This is a genomic window from Sphingomonas sp. BK036 (assembly GCF_004216825.1).
Lineage (GTDB): Bacteria > Pseudomonadota > Alphaproteobacteria > Sphingomonadales > Sphingomonadaceae > Sphingomonas.
The window spans coordinates 422,672-438,036 of record NZ_SGXR01000006.1 but is presented as its reverse complement, the minus strand read 5'-3'; the positions used below and the strand labels follow the sequence as shown (position 1 = coordinate 438,036).

At 68.6% G+C, this 15,365-nt stretch carries 10 protein-coding genes; 6 read left to right on the top strand and 4 right to left on the bottom strand.

The features are described from left to right. Positions 1-62: 62 nt before the first annotated feature. Together EV283_RS15255 and EV283_RS15250 are read right to left on the bottom strand one after the other, a co-directional pair. Complete coding sequence (locus EV283_RS15255; protein ID WP_056416852.1) at positions 63-374, bottom strand: PilZ domain-containing protein; 312 nt, start codon at positions 372-374, stop codon at positions 63-65. A 247-nt stretch (positions 375-621) separates the two neighbouring features. Next, positions 622-1,068: a phasin family protein gene (locus EV283_RS15250; protein ID WP_235516908.1), complete on the bottom strand. Its 447-nt coding sequence runs from the start codon at positions 1,066-1,068 to the stop codon at positions 622-624. 175 nt (positions 1,069-1,243) lie between these two features. On the opposite strand from EV283_RS15250, the gene EV283_RS15245 reads away from it, so the two are divergent. Then, positions 1,244-2,545, top strand: a complete 1,302-nt coding sequence (locus EV283_RS15245) for a UDP-glucose/GDP-mannose dehydrogenase family protein (protein WP_130326733.1) — start codon at positions 1,244-1,246, stop codon at positions 2,543-2,545. 69 nt (positions 2,546-2,614) lie between these two features. Here EV283_RS15245 and EV283_RS15240 read toward each other — a convergent pair whose 3' ends face one another. Next, a complete protein-coding gene (locus EV283_RS15240) occupies positions 2,615-4,507 on the bottom strand; it encodes a gamma-glutamyltransferase family protein (RefSeq protein WP_130326731.1) in 1,893 nt (630 codons plus the stop codon). A gap of 132 nt (positions 4,508-4,639) precedes the next feature. Between EV283_RS15240 and EV283_RS15235 the strand changes: the two genes are divergently transcribed. The 5 genes from EV283_RS15235 (at position 4,640) to EV283_RS15215 (ending at position 12,051) form a co-directional block, all read left to right on the top strand. Further along, positions 4,640-5,254 (top strand): TetR/AcrR family transcriptional regulator, encoded by a 615-nt coding sequence (locus EV283_RS15235; protein ID WP_107957971.1) that lies wholly within the window; start codon positions 4,640-4,642, stop codon positions 5,252-5,254. A gap of 399 nt (positions 5,255-5,653) precedes the next feature. Further along, complete coding sequence (locus EV283_RS15230) at positions 5,654-6,052, top strand: hypothetical protein (protein WP_056416841.1); 399 nt, start codon at positions 5,654-5,656, stop codon at positions 6,050-6,052. A gap of 95 nt (positions 6,053-6,147) precedes the next feature. Continuing rightward, on the top strand, positions 6,148-7,326 hold the full coding sequence (locus EV283_RS15225; protein ID WP_130326988.1) for an efflux RND transporter periplasmic adaptor subunit: 1,179 nt from the start codon (positions 6,148-6,150) through the stop codon (positions 7,324-7,326). 137 nt (positions 7,327-7,463) lie between these two features. Then, positions 7,464-10,640 (top strand): multidrug efflux RND transporter permease subunit, encoded by a 3,177-nt coding sequence (locus EV283_RS15220; RefSeq protein ID WP_130326729.1) that lies wholly within the window; start codon positions 7,464-7,466, stop codon positions 10,638-10,640. A gap of 10 nt (positions 10,641-10,650) precedes the next feature. Beyond that, positions 10,651-12,051: a TolC family protein gene (locus EV283_RS15215; RefSeq protein WP_130326727.1), complete on the top strand. Its 1,401-nt coding sequence runs from the start codon at positions 10,651-10,653 to the stop codon at positions 12,049-12,051. Between the two features lie 46 nt (positions 12,052-12,097). Here the strand turns inward: EV283_RS15215 and EV283_RS15210 are convergent, their stop codons facing one another. Then, positions 12,098-15,304: an autotransporter outer membrane beta-barrel domain-containing protein gene (locus EV283_RS15210; RefSeq protein WP_130326725.1), complete on the bottom strand. Its 3,207-nt coding sequence runs from the start codon at positions 15,302-15,304 to the stop codon at positions 12,098-12,100. Positions 15,305-15,365: the final 61 nt, after the last annotated feature.

The following is a 15,365-nucleotide window of genomic DNA, read 5'->3' as shown; positions in this document are numbered from 1 at the left end:
CTACACCGTCATCCCGCCCCGGCGCACCGGTCGGGATGACGGACTGGCGCGCAGCGACGCCGTTATTTCGCGTAGGGGTCGTTCAACTCGGCGAGCCATCCCGCTGCCGGTGGCGTGACGACATCGCCGGCACTGCGGCGCAACCGGGCCTGCGCGACATCGATCGGTTTGTGGAACCGCAATCCGGCAAGCCCGCCGCGCACCCAGACCACGTCCGCGGCGACCGGTGCGATCTGGCCGATCGCCACGACCACGGCGCTGCCGACTTCGAGCGCCTCGGCCTGCACGATGCAAAGCCCGGTCTCGGATATATTGGTGACCCGGTGGCTTTCGGCGCCGGTGCGGTTCAGGCGAAATATGTCCGCCCTCAGCATGACACTCGTTCGCGTCGCGCGCGATAAGGGAACGGCCCGGTCCATCAGTCACTCGATCGTTACGCTCGAGGTGCTAATCGCAAGCTCGGCCGCGCAGCGCAATATTATTCCGCGTGCCGTCAAGGTTGCCGTCGTTCGGCTCCGTCTTGGGATTGGAGCGACGGCGTTCTTGCTCGTCCGTACGTCGCTCCACCCATTGCCTGACGCCTGCCGCGAGTCGATCGAGACCATCCGGCAGGCGGCTCGATCACTTCGGACCGTCGCCCCGCAGCGGCGCGACCGCGTCCTTGCCGAAGCGCATGATCATCTCGCCGATCTCGCGCGCCTGGGTCATGCTGCGCTGGCTCTGCTCGCGCAGATAATCGCCCTGGATCTTCATGACTTGCGTCAGATCCTTCGCGCTGGCCGCCTCGCGCATCGCCGCGAACGCCTCGCGCGCATTCTGCTCGGCCTGGTCGATCATCGTCTTGCCGATCGTCGCGCCGCCCTCGGCGATCTTGCCGCCCGTTTCCTTCATCGCCTCGCCCGCGCGCTTGGCCGGATCGACGACCTTCTCGGTAAAGGCATCGCGCGCCTGCTCGGCGCCCTGCCGCATCCTGTCGGTCGCATCCTTGGCGGCGCTCGCCGCACGGTCCGTCGCCGCCTTGCTCTGCTCCGCACCCTTGTCGATCGCGCTCTTGATATCCTCTGCCATGCTATCGCTCCTCTGCGGTGAAGGATGTTGATGCCAGTTCAACCGGTGCGGTACCATTTGGTTGCGCGGTCGCCGCGCTGCCCCGAGGCCCCGGTCCTTACAACTTGCCCGAGGGTCGCTTGCATGCCCCCGGTTTTGACCCAATAGGGAGCGCGGGTTTCGAGGGACTTTGATTATGCGCATCACAATGATCGGTTCGGGCTATGTCGGTCTGGTGTCCGGCGCGTGCTTCTCCGACTTCGGGCATGACGTCTGCTGCGTCGACATGGACCAGGCGAAGATCGACGCGCTCCACGCGGGCCGCATGCCGATCTTCGAGCCCGGGCTCGACCTGCTCGTTGCCTCGAACGTCGCGGCGGGCCGCCTCACCTTCACCACCGATCTCGCCAGCGCGGTCGCGGGCGCGGATGCGATCTTCATTGCGGTCGGCACCCCCTCGCGCCGCGGCGACGGTCATGCCGATCTGCGCTATGTCTTTGCCGCGACCGAGGAAATCGCCGCGGCCATCACCGGGCCGACCGTGGTCGTGACCAAGTCGACCGTCCCCGTCGGCACCGGCGACCGGGTTGAGGCGATCCTGCGCGAAAAGCGGCCGGACATCGACGTCGCGGTCGTCTCCAACCCCGAATTCCTGCGCGAGGGCGCCGCGATCGGCGATTTCAAGCGTCCCGACCGGATCGTCATCGGCACCGACGACGACCGCGCGCGGCAGGTGATGCGCGACGTGTATCGGCCGCTGTACCTCGGCGAATCGCCGATCCTGTTCACCAGCCGTCGCACGTCCGAGCTGATCAAATATGCCGCGAACGCGTTCCTTGCGACCAAGATCACCTTCATCAACGAGATTGCGGACCTGTGCGAGGCGGTCGGCGCCGACGTGCGCGACGTGTCGCGCGGGATCGGCCTCGACAACCGTATCGGCAAGAAGTTCCTCCATGCCGGGCCCGGCTATGGCGGCTCGTGCTTCCCCAAGGACACGCTCGCGCTGCTGAAGACCGCCGAGGACTACCAGACCCCGGTCCACATCGTCGAAGCGGTGGTGAAGGTGAACGACAGCCGCAAGCGCGCGATGGGCCGCAAGGTCCTGCACGCGCTCGGTGACAACCCACGCGGCAAGACCGTCGCGCTGCTCGGCCTGACGTTCAAGCCCAATACCGACGACATGCGCGACGCGCCGAGCCTCGCGATCGCGACCGCGCTCGCCGATGCGGGCGTCACGGTGCGGACGCATGATCCGGAGGGCATGGGCCCGGCCAAGGCGATGATGCCCGATCTGGTCTATTGCACCGACGCCTATGACGCGGCCGAAGGCGCCGACGCGGTCGTGATCGTAACCGAATGGGATGCCTATCGCGCGCTCGATCTGCCGCGGCTCAAGGGGCTGATGGCCGGCCCGATCATGGTCGATCTGCGCAACGTCTATCAGCGCGCCGACGTCGAGCAGGCCGGGTTCACCTACACCGCGGTCGGCCGCTAAGGCCGAGCCCATCTCCGTGCCGTCACCCCGGATTCGATCCGGGGTGACGGCGCTGGCTAGGCGACTCCATCAATACGCCAGCGCGCACCCATCCGCGCGCATCTCGCTGGCCGCCGCATAAACGCGTGTAGGCCCATCCATCCGGTGCTCGACGCATTCGTAGCGGCCGAACCCACCATCGGGGTCGCCGATCGTCCAGCCGATCTCGGCCAGCCTTTGCCGCGTCGCGAGCGGTACGCCGCTCTCCAGCCGCAACAGCCCGGTCGCGCCCAGCCCGGGCGAATCCTCGCCCATCGACTGCGACGAACCCTCGTGATGCCAGCGCGGCGAATCCCCCGCCGACTGTATCTCCAGCCCGTAATCGACTCGGTTGACGATGATCTGCGTCTGCCCCTGCGGCTGCATGTCGCCGCCCATCACGCCAAAGCTCATCCACGGATCGCCGCCCCGCGTCGCAAAACCCGGGATGATCGTCTGGAATGGCCGCTTGCCCGGCGCATAGATGTTGGGATGCCCGTCTTTCAGGCTGAACAACTGCCCGCGATCCTGGAACATGAAGCCGAGGCCGTCCGCGACCAGCCCCGATCCCATCCCGCGGAAATTGGACTGGATCATCGACACCATCAGCCCGTCCTTGTCGGCACAGCTGAAATAGGTGGTGTCGCCGCGGCTTGGCGCCTGCCCCGGATAGACCGGCGTCAGGATCCGGTCCGGCCGGATCAGCTTCGCGCGCTCGGCCGCATAGTCCTTCGAGATGAGCCACTCGACCGGCTGCTTGGCGAAATGCGGATCGGCATAATAGCGCGCGCGATCCTCATAGGCCAACCGCTTGGCCTCCGCCTGGAGGTGGATCGACAGCGCCGACTGGAACCCCGCCCCCTTCAGGTCGAAGCGTTCGAGGATGTTGAGCATCTGCAAGGTCGCCAGTCCTTGCGTGTTCGCGCCGAGCGCATGCACCGTCGTCCCGCGATAGTCGGTGCGGTTGGGCTCGATCCATTCGGACCGATGCGCGGCGAGGTCCTCGTAGCGCAGCCAGCCGCCGATCCGCTTGAAATACCGGTCGACCGTCCGCGCCAGATCGCCCTGGTAGAACGCGTCGCGGCCACCCGCGGCGATCGCACGATAGGTCCGCGCGAGATCGGAATTGCGGAACACCTGCCCGAGCGCAGGCCCCTTGCCGTCGGCCAGGCCATAGGTGCGCAGCGCGTTGGCCACTTCCTCCAGCCCGTTGCCCGGTCGCCGGAACGCGGCGAGGCTGCGGCGGATATAATAGGCGATGATGTCGGGCACCGGCGCGCCCGCCTCGGCATGCCCGATCGCCGGCTGGAACAGCTCGGCCCAAGGCAATCTGCCGTAGCGCTGGTGCATCGTCCACCAGGCATCCACCGCCCCCGGCACCGAGACGCTGAGCGCACCCAAGGCCGGCAGCGCGCCGTTCTTCGCCCGCGCGCGGACTGTCTCCAGGCTCAGCCCGCGCGGGCTCTTGCCCGACCCGGCCAGTCCGACGACCTTTTTAAGCTTGGGATCCCAGATCATCGCATAGGCATCGCCGCCGATCCCGCTCGACGTCGGTTCGAGGAAGCCGAGGCACGCGTTGATCGCGATCGCCGCATCGACCGCCGATCCCCCGCGCTTGAGAATGTCGATCCCCGCCTGCGTCGCCAGCGGATGCGCGGTCCCCGCCGCGCCGTTCAGCCCATAGGCTGCGGTGCGCGACGCAAAGCTCGCACCCACCGGCCGATCGCCCGCATGCACGTCGGGCCGGATGAAGCGATCCTGGCCCGCCTCCCACACCGGCGGCAAGGGCGCTTCCGCGGCGGTCGCGGGCTGCGGCGCACCGCCCTGCCCCGGCCCCTGCGCGCCTTGGGCGCCCGGCGTCCCCCGCGTGCCCGTTTGCGCTTGCGCCATCGCCGGCAACAGGGCCGCGGCGGGCAAAGCCGCGATGAAAGTCCGACGTTGCATGCTCTACTCCCGTGACTGCGGCGCATCCTCCCCCGCGTCGACGCGAAGGGCAACCCCGAAGGTCTATCGCGCGCATCTCAACGCATTCTACTCGCTGGACCTTTGGCCGCGCATCTCTATATACCGAACGGTATGAATAGGCTTTGCACGCTCACCGCCCCCAAGGGCCGCCCCCGCGAGTTCGATCTCGACGTGGCGCTGGCGGGTGCGCTGCGCGTGTTCTGGCGCAATGGCTATGAGGGCGCGTCGATGGCCGAACTCACCGCGGAGATGGGCATCACCAAGCCCAGTCTCTACGCGGCGTTCGGCAACAAGGAGGCGCTGTTCCACAAGGCGCTCGACCTCTACGAGCGCGAGAAGCTGGCCTATATGACCTCCGCACTCGAAGCGCCGACCGCGCGCGCCGTAGCGGAAAGGCTGCTGCGCGGCGCGCTCCAGATGCAGATGAGCACCTGCGATCCCAAGGGGTGCCTCAGCGTGATCAGCAGCGTGGCGTGCAGCGCGGAGGCTGAGCCGATCAAGGCCGAGGTCGCCAAGCGGCGCGCCTCGTCGGAGGCCGCGCTCATGCGCCGTTTCGACGAGGCCAAGGCTGCGGGCGAGTTCCCCGACGGCCTCGAATCGCACGCGCTGATGCGGTATCTCTTCGCGATCATGCAGGGCCTTTCGATCCAGGCCGGATCGGGCGCGACGTGCACCGAGCTGAACCAGCTCGTCGAGACCAGCCTGTCGGTATGGCCGACCCGCTAAGCCCCGTCGGTTTGCCGACACGCCAGATCCGTCGGCACCGCCGACCGGGCACCTCCCCCATACAAGTCACGGTTCGTTACGGGCGCGATAAATAATACCGTCCGGTACAAAACTGTGTTGACGAGATGAACGCCAGGTTTATATACCGACTGGTATCGAAGCTTTCTCCTACTTCGGAAGAGGCAACCGGGGACACGCATCCATGACCACGGTTCAAACCTAAGACAGATCCAAGACCGGGCCTCATCGCCCGGACCAATTCTCCAACCATCCAAGCGGGCAAGCGCGGCACGATCCCGTGCCGGCAACGACCGCGCACGCCTTGCGACCAGCTGCCGTCGGTGGACCGCCCACCGACGAACGCCAGCGCTTGCCCAAAATCAAAAGGGGGACACTCCCATGGCCTATCTCGATCTCGACAACATGTTCGCTTCGCCCGTCACCAGCCGCGCGCAGACGGCGGCCGCCCCTGCCCCGACCGGTTTCTCGGCGCTGGAATGGAGCGTCATCGCGCTCGCCAAGCGCGACACGTTGCGTAGCCTCGCCGGCCCCAGCCGTATGTCGCGCGCAATGGGCAGCCTGTTCGGCCTCAGCACCGCATCGAGGCTCGCCGATCCCCGACTGGAGGCGTTGCGCCGTCTGGCGGTGTACGCCTGGCGCCGCGGGTTCGCGCTGCCGATGGCCGAGATCCAGGGCTTCCTCGCCGCCGGCTTCGTCGAGGCGCAGATCGAGACTCTGGTCGAAAGCGTGACCGGCATGCGCGTCGGTGCGCAGCAGAAGCGGAGCATTGCGGCATGAACATGCTGACCACGATCACGGCCGCGAACGACGCCGATGTCGTCGCGACGCCGCCCGCCGGCCGGCATCGACGGCCCGCATGGCAGCGCGGCGCGATGGTGCTCGTGCCGGTCGCGCTGCTCGGCGCGGTCGGCGTGAAGCTGTTCGACCATCCCGACGCGGCGATGGCCGCGCCTCCGCCCGCATCGGTCACGGTCGCCGCGCCGCTCGTGCGACAGGTGAGCGAGTGGGACGATTATGTCGGCCGGTTCGCGCCGAGCCGCAGCGTCGAGATCCGGCCGCGCGTGGCGGGCGAAGTCACCGGCGTCCACTTCCACGACGGCGATATCGTCCGCAAGGGGCAGCTGCTCTTCACGATCGACTCGCGTCCGTTCGCCGCCGCGCTGGCCGAAGCGCACGCCAACGTCGCGAGTGCGAGGAGCGCCCTGTCGCTCGCGCGTACCGACCTCGGCCGCGCGCAGCGACTGGTTTCCGACGAAGCCGTCTCGGCGGGCGAAGTCGACGCGCTGCGTGGCAAGCTCGAAGCCGCCACGGCCGCGCTCGCCGCCGCGCAGGCGCGCGAACGCGCGCGCGCGCTCGACGTCGGCTTCACGCAGGTTCGTGCACCCATCGGCGGGCGCATCTCTGATCGCCGAGTCGATGCGGGCAACCAGGTCGCGGGTGGCGAAGGCACCGGCGGCACCGTGCTCACGACGATCAACGCGCTCGACCCGATCTACTTCAATTTCGACGGGTCGGAGGCGCTGTATCTCAAGACGCAGCGCGCGCGGCATCCCGGCGCGGCCCCCGCGGCGGTCGAGATCCAGTTGCAGGACGAGACCGAGCATCGCTGGAAGGGCAAGCTCGACTTCACCGACAACGGGCTCGACCAGCGCTCGGGCACGATCCGTGGCCGCGCGGTGATTGCGAACCCGGGCTATTTCCTGACGCCGGGAATGTTCGGCAACATGCGCCTCGCCAGTGCGGGGACGCGGCAGGCGCTGCTGGTGCCCGACGATGCGGTGCAGACCGATCAGGCGCGCAAAGTGCTGCTGACGATCGATGCGAAGAACGTCGTGAGCCAGAAGCCGGTCGAGCTCGGGCCGGTGGTCGATGGGCTGCGGATCGTCCGCTCGGGGATCGGGCCGGGCGACCGGGTCATCATACAGGGCACGCAGATGGCGATGCCGGGTGCGACGGTTGCGCCGAAGGCGGGCCGGATCACGGTGGCGACCGGTACGGCTGCGCCGGCCTCGGTCCAGCCCATCTCGGGTGAGGCCACGCTCGCCAAGTAGCCGTCCACCCCGGCGAAGGCCGGGGCCCAAATGGGATAGCGTTTCGACTTCATTACTGCGGTTCGCCCAATTGGGCCCCGGCCTTCGCCGGGGTGGTGTTGGCGCGTGCGCGTCGCTCTTCTTCGAGGACACAAACCATGCGCTTCTCGCGCTTCTTCATCACCCGGCCGATCTTTGCGGGCGTGATCGCCGTGATCATCACGATCGTCGGCGCGATCGCCTATATGGCACTGCCGGTGTCGCAATATCCCGACATCGTCCCCCCCACCGTCACCGTCAGCGCGACCTATCCGGGCGCATCGGCCGAGACGGTCGCCGAAACCGTCGCCGCGCCGATCGAGCAGGAAATCAACGGTGTCGACAACATGCTCTACCAGTCGTCGCAATCGACCGGCGACGGCAAGGTGACGATCACCGTCACCTTCAAGATCGGCACCGACCTCGATGCCGCGCAGGTGCTCGTCCAGAACCGAGTCGCGGTCGCGGTCCCACGCCTGCCCGAGGACGTGCAGCGCCTAGGCGTCGTGACGCGCAAGACGTCACCCGACTTCCTGATGGTCGTGAACCTCGTCTCGCCCGACAACTCGCTCGATCGCGGCTACATCTCCAACTACGCGCTGACTCAGGTCCGCGATCGCCTGAGCCGCATCGACGGCGTCGGCGACGTGCAGCTGTTCGGCGCGCGCGATTATTCGATGCGCGTGTGGATCGACCCCGGTCGTGCCGCCGCGCTGGACCTGACCGCGGGCGAAATTGTCGCGGCGCTGCGCGCGCAGAACGTCCAGGTCGCCGCCGGCACGCTAGGCCAGCCGCCCTACGACAAGGGCAACAGCGCGTTCCAATTGAACGTCGAGACGCAGGGCCGCCTCACCGATCCCAAGCAGTTCGCCGATGTCGTCATCCGCACCGACGCGCAAGGCCGCCAGGTCCGCGTCTCGGACGTCGCGCGCGTCGAGCTCGGCGCGCAGGATTACGGCGCCAACACCTATCTCAGCGGCAAGCCCACCGTCATCGCCGCGGTCTTCCAGCGTCCCGGCTCGAACGCGCTCGGCGCCGCGCAAGCCGTCACCGCCGAGATGGAGAGCATGTCGAAGCGCTTTCCAAAGGGCCTCGAATACAAGGTCATCTACAACCCGACCGAGTTCATCGCGCAGTCGATCGACGCGGTGAAGCATACGTTGTTCGAGGCCATGATCCTCGTCGTTCTGGTCATCCTCGTCTTCCTGCAGAAGTGGCGCGCGGCGATCATCCCGATCGTGGCGATCCCGGTCTCGCTGATCGGTACCTTCGCGGTGCTCGCCGCGTTCGGCTACAGCCTCAACAACCTGTCGCTGTTCGGCCTCGTCCTCGCGATCGGGATCGTCGTCGATGACGCGATCGTCGTGGTCGAGAATGTCGAGCGCAACCTCGAACACGGGCTCTCGCCGCTGGAGGCCGCGCGCACGTCGATGGACGAGGTGTCGGGTGCGCTCGTCGCGATCGTGCTCGTGCTGTGCGCGGTGTTCATCCCGACGGTGTTCCTGACCGGGCTGTCGGGCGCGTTCTACCGCCAGTTCGCGGTCACGATCTCGACCGCGACGATCATCTCGCTGCTCATCTCGCTGACGCTGTCGCCAGCGCTTGCCGCCATGCTGCTCAAGCCCACCGCCCCGGGAGGTTCGGGCAACCGCGTCACGCGCTCGCTGCGCCGCGCCGGCGATGCCTTCAACCGCGGGTTCGAGCGGATGAGCGAAAGCTATGGCCGCCTCACCGCGCGCCTCGTCGCCGCGCCGAAGCGGATGATGATCGCCTATGCCGCGCTGATCGCGGTGACGGTCGGCGTGTTCATGGTCACCCCGTCGGGCTTCGTCCCCGCGCAGGACCAGGGCTATTTCCTGACCGTCATCCAGCTGCCCCCCGGCTCGTCGGTCGAGCGCACCGACGCGGTGATGCAGAAGGTCGCCAAACGCATCCTGCCGCTCGCCGGCGTCAAGGGCGCGGTCATGCTCGCAGGCTTTGACGGCCCGTCGCAGACGCTCGCCCCCAACTCGGCCGCCGCCTACATCCCGCTTAAGAGCTTCGAGGAGCGCAAGAAGCTCGGCGTCACGCTCGCCAGCATCATGGCCGAATCGCAGAAGGCGACGGGCGACATCACCGAAGCGCGCCTGCTGATCGTCCCGCCGCCATTGATCCAGGGTATCGGCTCGGCCGGCGGCTATCGCCTGATGGTGCAGGACCAGGGTGGCCACGGCTATGGCGACCTCGGCAAGACGAGCTACGACCTGATCGGCCAGGCGAACCAGACCAAGGGCCTCGCGCAGGTCTACACCTTCTTCGACACCGCCACGCCGCGCATCTTCGCCGACGTCGACCGCGCCAAGGCCAACCTCTTGGGCGTCCCCCCCGAGCGCGTGTTCGAGGCGTTGCAGGTCTATCTCGGATCGGCGTTCGTCAACGACTTCAACCTGCTGGGGCGCACCTACCGCGTCACCGCGCAGGCCGACGCACCGTTCCGCAACACCACCGCGGACATCGCCAACCTCAAGACGCGCTCCAATTCGGGCCAGATGGTCCCGGTCGGCTCGGTCTCGACGTTCCGCGACAAGACCGGCCCGTACCGCGTGGTGCGCTACAACCTGTTCCCCGCAGTCGAGGTCGATGGCGACACTGCCAAGGGCTATTCGTCGGGCCAGTCGCTGGTCGCGATGGAAAAGCTCGCCGATGCGTCGCTACCCGCCGGCTATGCGCATGAGTGGACCGGCATCGCCTATCAGCAAAAGGCCGCGGGCAGCACCGCTGCGCTCGTCTTCGGGATGGCCGTGCTGTTCGTCTTCCTCGTTCTCGCCGCGCAATATGAGAGCCTGACGCTACCGCTCGCGATCATCCTGATCGTGCCGATGTGCCTGTTGGCCGCGATGACCGGGGTGAATTTGCGCGGGATGGACAACAACGTTCTCACGCAGATCGGGCTGGTCGTGCTGATTGCGCTGGCCGCGAAGAACGCGATCCTGGTCGTGGAGTTCGCCAAGCAGGCCGAGGAACAGGATGGCCTGTCCCCGGTCGAGGCGGCGGTGCGCGCGGCGAAGGACCGGTTGCGGCCGATCCTGATGACGAGCTTCGCGTTCATCCTCGGCGCGGTGCCGCTGGTGATCGCCGACGGGGCCGGCGCCGAACTGCGCCAGGCGCTCGGGACCGCGGTGTTCTTCGGGATGATCGGCGTGACCGGGTTCGGGCTGCTCTTCACTCCTACCTTCTATGTCGTCGCTCGGGCGCTGGCGATGCGGTTCGAACGCCGCCGCCCTGCCCCCGCCGCGACGCTTCAGCCAGCCGAATAGGACCAGCCTCATGAAGTCCCTGCTTCTCGCGAGCCTCTCGGCGCTGACGCTCGCCGCGTGCGCCGCCGGCCCCGACTATGTCGCGCCGATCACTCCGCCCAAGGCGACGGCGTCGTTCGTCACCGCCAACACGGCAACCGTCACGACGGTGCCGGATAACGACTGGTGGCGGATGTACCGCGACCCGGTCCTCGACGGCCTCGTCGCCGACGCGCTGGCGGCGAATACCGACCTGCGCGTCGCTGTCGCCCGCCTCGACAGCGCGCGCGCGTCGTTGCGCGGCGCGAAGACCGATCGCGAGCCGCAGGTGAACGCGAGCGGCAGCGGCAGTTACGCGCGCACCTCGCAACTCCAGAACCTCCCCGGTCTCGACCGCGAGCGTGCCACCTATGATGTCGGGCTCGACGTCAGCTACGAGGTCGATCTCGCCGGCCGGGTCCGCCGCAACGTCGAGGCCGCGCGCGGCGACGTCGGCGCGGCGCAGGCCGATGCGGACGCGGTCCGGGTCTCGATCGTCGCCGCCACGACGCGCGCCTATGTCGATGCCGCCTCGTCCGCAGAACGCCTCGCGGTCGCCCGGCGCATCGTCGAGCTGCTCGACAAATCGAACACGCTGACCGGCAAGCGCGTCGACGCGGGCCGTGCCGCGCGGCTCGATCAGGTCCGGATCGCCGCACTGCGCGACCAGCGCGCCGCGAACATACCGCAGATCGAAGCTGAGCGTCAGGCAGCACTCTTCCGCCTCGCCACACTCACCGGCCGCACGCCGCAGGACCTGCCCGCCAGCGCCGGCGCGCGCACCACCACGCCGCGGCTCGACCGGCCGATCCCGATCGGTGACGGTGCGAGTCTGCTCGCGCGTCGCCCCGACGTGCACGCCGCCGAACGCCGCCTCGCCGCCGCCACCGCGCGGATTGGCGTGCAGACGTCGCAGCTCTATCCGCAGATTGCGCTCGGCGGGTCGATCGGCTCGACCGCACTCAGCATCGGCGACGTCTTCAGCGGGGGCCCGATCCGCTGGCTGCTCGGCCCGTTGCTCAACTGGTCGGTCAACCAGTCCGCCGCGCGCGCGCGCATTGCCGGTGCGGAGGCCGACACGCGCGGCGCGCTCGCCAATTTCGACGGCAGCGTGCTGACCGCGCTCGAGGAGACCGAGACCGCGCTGTCCAATTACGCGCGCGAACTCGATCGCCGCACGCAACTGCAATCCGCGCACGACAACGCCGCCACCGCCGCGCGCATCACCCGCGCACGCCAGCGTGAAGGCCAGATCGACTTTCTCGACGTCCTCGACGCCGAGCGGACGCTCGCCGACACAGATACCGAGCTGGCCGCCGCGGACGCACGGATCGCCGGCGCGCAGGTCGACCTGTTCCGCGCACTCGGCGGCGGCTGGCAGACGCGGACCTGACCCCATGATCCTCCCCCGCCCGGGGGAGGATCAGGCCATGCCAGCCCTACAGCCCGATCTGCAGGCTCGCGCGCAGCGACAGCGCGACGCGACCCTGTTGTTGCTCGGCACCGAACTCGCCGCCCATCCGGAACGCGGACCCGCCGCCGACCGCGCGCAGCTTGCCGACCCAGCCGCTCGTCCGCTCCTCGGGCGTCAGTATGAACGACGGCCCGCCTTCGAACGACGCGGTCGTCGCGCCCAGCCCGCCGCCGACCAGCTCGCGCCGGCCACCCTCGGCCTCGACCCGGAACCAGCCCTCGTCCGGGCTCGTGCCGCCGAAGTTCAGCCCCAGCGCGGTGCTCGCGGTCACCGCGAGCTCGTCGCTGGTCCGCGACTGGACGACCAGGTCGATCGCCTTGCCGCCGCCGGTCTCGCTGTAGCCATCCTCCTTGAGCATGTAATAGTCGATCGCGAGCACCGGCCGGAACACGAAGATGCCTTTGCCGCCGTCCCACGAGACGCCGCTCGACGCCGAGTAGAGCGTCCCGTTCCAGTCGCCGCGCGACGTCCGGTCGACGACTTCGCTGCCGATCGCGCCTGTGAAGTGGCGCGTGCCGTCGAACGTGATCTTCGCGCCCGACACGCGTGCATTCGCCTGCAGGTCGCCCCAATGCCCGCGCCAGTATCCGGCCAGTTCATACTGGCCCGACCGGACTTCGTTGTCGGTGCCGTCGTCCGCGTCCTGCCCGTTGAGATAGGCGAGCGACGTGCCGAAATTGCCCACCCCGGTCTTGTATTCGGCGCCCGCCGAAACGCCCCAGCCGCTGATGTCGTAGCCCGCGGTATCGGCGACGCTCTTCGACGTGCCCCATGCGACCTGAGTCACCCAATAGCCCCAGCTGCCCTCGTCCTTGAACGGCCCGTGCGGATCGGCGAGCACGCGGGCGGTCGCGCGCGAGCCCATCGTCACCGCCTCGAACGTGCCGCCGGCATGGTCGGGCAGCATCTGGCGAACCGAGCCCCGGAATGCGTCGCCATCGGTGATGTTCAGGAACGCACCGCCGACCTTCGCGTCGTTGCCGAGCGCCTTGTACACCGCGTCATAGGCCGATGCCTGCGAGCGGTTGAACCCGAGCTCGGTCGCCGATTTGCGCGCGACGTCGACGGCCAGGTCGTTGCCGGTGCCCGTCGCGATGCTCCCCTTGTACAGGAACGGCAGCAATGTCGTGGTCGCGGTCAGGTTCGCAGCGCCGGTCAGCGTCCCCGCCTTCAGCACGACGTAGCGGCCTTCCGCGTCGACCACGCTGGTCAGCTTCAGCGCGAGCTTCGAATCCTGGTCGAACGACGCGGTCCCCGCGACCTGGATCATCGTGCCCGTGCCGCCGGTCTTGTCGAGCGTCACCGCGAGAACCCCGCCGCCGCCGACCGACAACGACGCGATCGACGCCGCCTTGGTGATGTCGAGCGTCCCGCCAGTGACCGCGACCGCCAGCCCGCCGGCGTTCGCCAGCGTCCCCGAGAAGCGCGACGTGCCGCCCAGCGTCAGCGTATCGCTGCCGCCGCCGAAGTCCGCCGCGCCGCTGAAGACCGACGTGCCGGCCAGCGCGAGCGTATCGTTGCCCGCGCCGAACACCGTCCCGCCGGTGAAGATCGCGTCGCCCGACAGCGCCAGGCGGTTGGTGCCGCTGCCGAACCGCGCGATGCCCGCGACGGTGCCGTCGGCGACCTCGAACACATCGTTGCCGCTGCCGAAGCGGACGTCGCCGACGATCGCCGGCGCGGCGATGCCGGTGGCGACCGCGGTCTGGCGGACGATCGTCCCGGTCGTGGTCGCCGACAGGTCGATCGCGACGTTGCGCTCGGAGGTGGCTAGCGCCCCCGATGCGCCGATCGCGCCGCTATTCTCCACCAGGGTCACCGTGCCCGACCGGTCGATGATGCCGATCGCGGTGCCGTCGGCGGCCTGCGCGGTCGCCTTGATCGTACCGCTGTTGCGGATCGTGCCGACCGACGCGCCGCTGTCGACCAGCACCGCGGTGGATACCGATGCGGTCGTGCCGCCGCCCGCCGCGGAGATCGTGCCGGCGTTGCGGATCTCGGAAGTCGACGCACCGCGGCCCAACTTCAGCGCGGTCGCGCTCGCGCCGTTCGCGGTCGCCGCGACGGTGCCGTTGACGCCGATCCCGCCGGCGATCGTCACCGCTCCGCCAAGCCCGCCGATCGCCAGGCCATTGCCCTCGATGCCGCCATAGACGCCACTTCCCGCGATGCCGCCGTCGACGATCAGGCCGAACCCGGTGCCCGTTCCCGCCACCGCGCCGATCGCGACCGCGCGCGTGGCCGAACCGATCTGCACCGCCGGCGCCGCGCCGTACGACGTGATCGCCGCGGAACCTTCGGTGCTGTCGAGCAGCCCGTCCTTGTCCTCGTCCGTATCGGTCGTGCTCGCATCCTTGGGCGGCACCGCGAAGATGATCCCGCCCGACACGTTGCCCGCAACGACCAGCGCGGACCCGCCCTGCAACAGATCGTCCGCATCGAGCTTGGACACGTCGGCCGGCGGCGTCACATAGCGATAGCCGGTCGACCCGAGCGCGCCCTGCACCACCAGCGCGCCCGCAATGTCGCCATCGACTCGCGCGGCGACCGCGTTCTGGCCGATCGCCGCGATCGTGCCTGCCAGCCGGACGTTGCCGGTGACGTCCGCGATCCGCACGCCGGTCGACCGATCGCCGGTGACCGATGTCTGGCCGTCATGCGTGAACGCGCCGGTCAGCGGGCCACCCAGCCAGATGCCCGCGGAGTCATTGCCCTTCACGGTGATCGCGCCGCTGTTGACGATCGCGCCGGTATAGGCGCCCGCGGTGCGGATCCCGGTCCGCCCGGTGCCCGCCGCGAACGGCCCGTCTAGGTCGCCGTCCTTGTCGGTGTCGGTCGCGACATAGCTCTCGTCGACGATGATCTTGCCCGCCGCCGCGTTGGTGATGCCGCCGCCGGTGCCGGCGTTGGCCAGGATGCCGGTCGATCCGTCGGCGTTGGTCACCTGGATCGTGCCTTCGTTGGCGACAGAATTGACGCTGTCGATCGTCACCGCGGTGCCGCTGGTCGGCGTCACCGATCCCGCCGCGACGATCTTCAGATTGTCCGGCGCGCCCGCCTTGATCGTCGACGTGCGCACCGCGTCGGTCCGCTTGGTATCGATCACGGTCTGCGCGTGCAGCGACGAGGGGATCGCGAACAGGCAGGTAGTGGTCAGCAGGAGACGACGCATACGGAACCCTTTTCGATGTGTTTTCGAAAGGAGGACGGAGGCGTCCGCGGCCAACCTTGGA

Bases quoted from the DNA above. Each gene is read 5' to 3' on its own strand.
- EV283_RS15255 (WP_056416852.1), bottom strand. From the start codon at position 374: ATGCTGAGGGCGGACATATTTCGCCTGAACCGCACCGGCGCCGAAAGC.
- EV283_RS15250 (WP_235516908.1), bottom strand. From the start codon at position 1,068: ATGGCAGAGGATATCAAGAGCGCGATCGACAAGGGTGCGGAGCAGAGC.
- EV283_RS15245 (WP_130326733.1), top strand. From the start codon at position 1,244: ATGCGCATCACAATGATCGGTTCGGGCTATGTCGGTCTGGTGTCCGGC.
- EV283_RS15240 (WP_130326731.1), bottom strand. From the start codon at position 4,507: ATGCAACGTCGGACTTTCATCGCGGCTTTGCCCGCCGCGGCCCTGTTG.
- EV283_RS15235 (WP_107957971.1), top strand. From the start codon at position 4,640: ATGAATAGGCTTTGCACGCTCACCGCCCCCAAGGGCCGCCCCCGCGAG.
- EV283_RS15230 (WP_056416841.1), top strand. From the start codon at position 5,654: ATGGCCTATCTCGATCTCGACAACATGTTCGCTTCGCCCGTCACCAGC.
- EV283_RS15225 (WP_130326988.1), top strand. From the start codon at position 6,148: ATGGTGCTCGTGCCGGTCGCGCTGCTCGGCGCGGTCGGCGTGAAGCTG.
- EV283_RS15220 (WP_130326729.1), top strand. From the start codon at position 7,464: ATGCGCTTCTCGCGCTTCTTCATCACCCGGCCGATCTTTGCGGGCGTG.
- EV283_RS15215 (WP_130326727.1), top strand. From the start codon at position 10,651: ATGAAGTCCCTGCTTCTCGCGAGCCTCTCGGCGCTGACGCTCGCCGCG.
- EV283_RS15210 (WP_130326725.1), bottom strand. From the start codon at position 15,304: ATGCGTCGTCTCCTGCTGACCACTACCTGCCTGTTCGCGATCCCCTCG.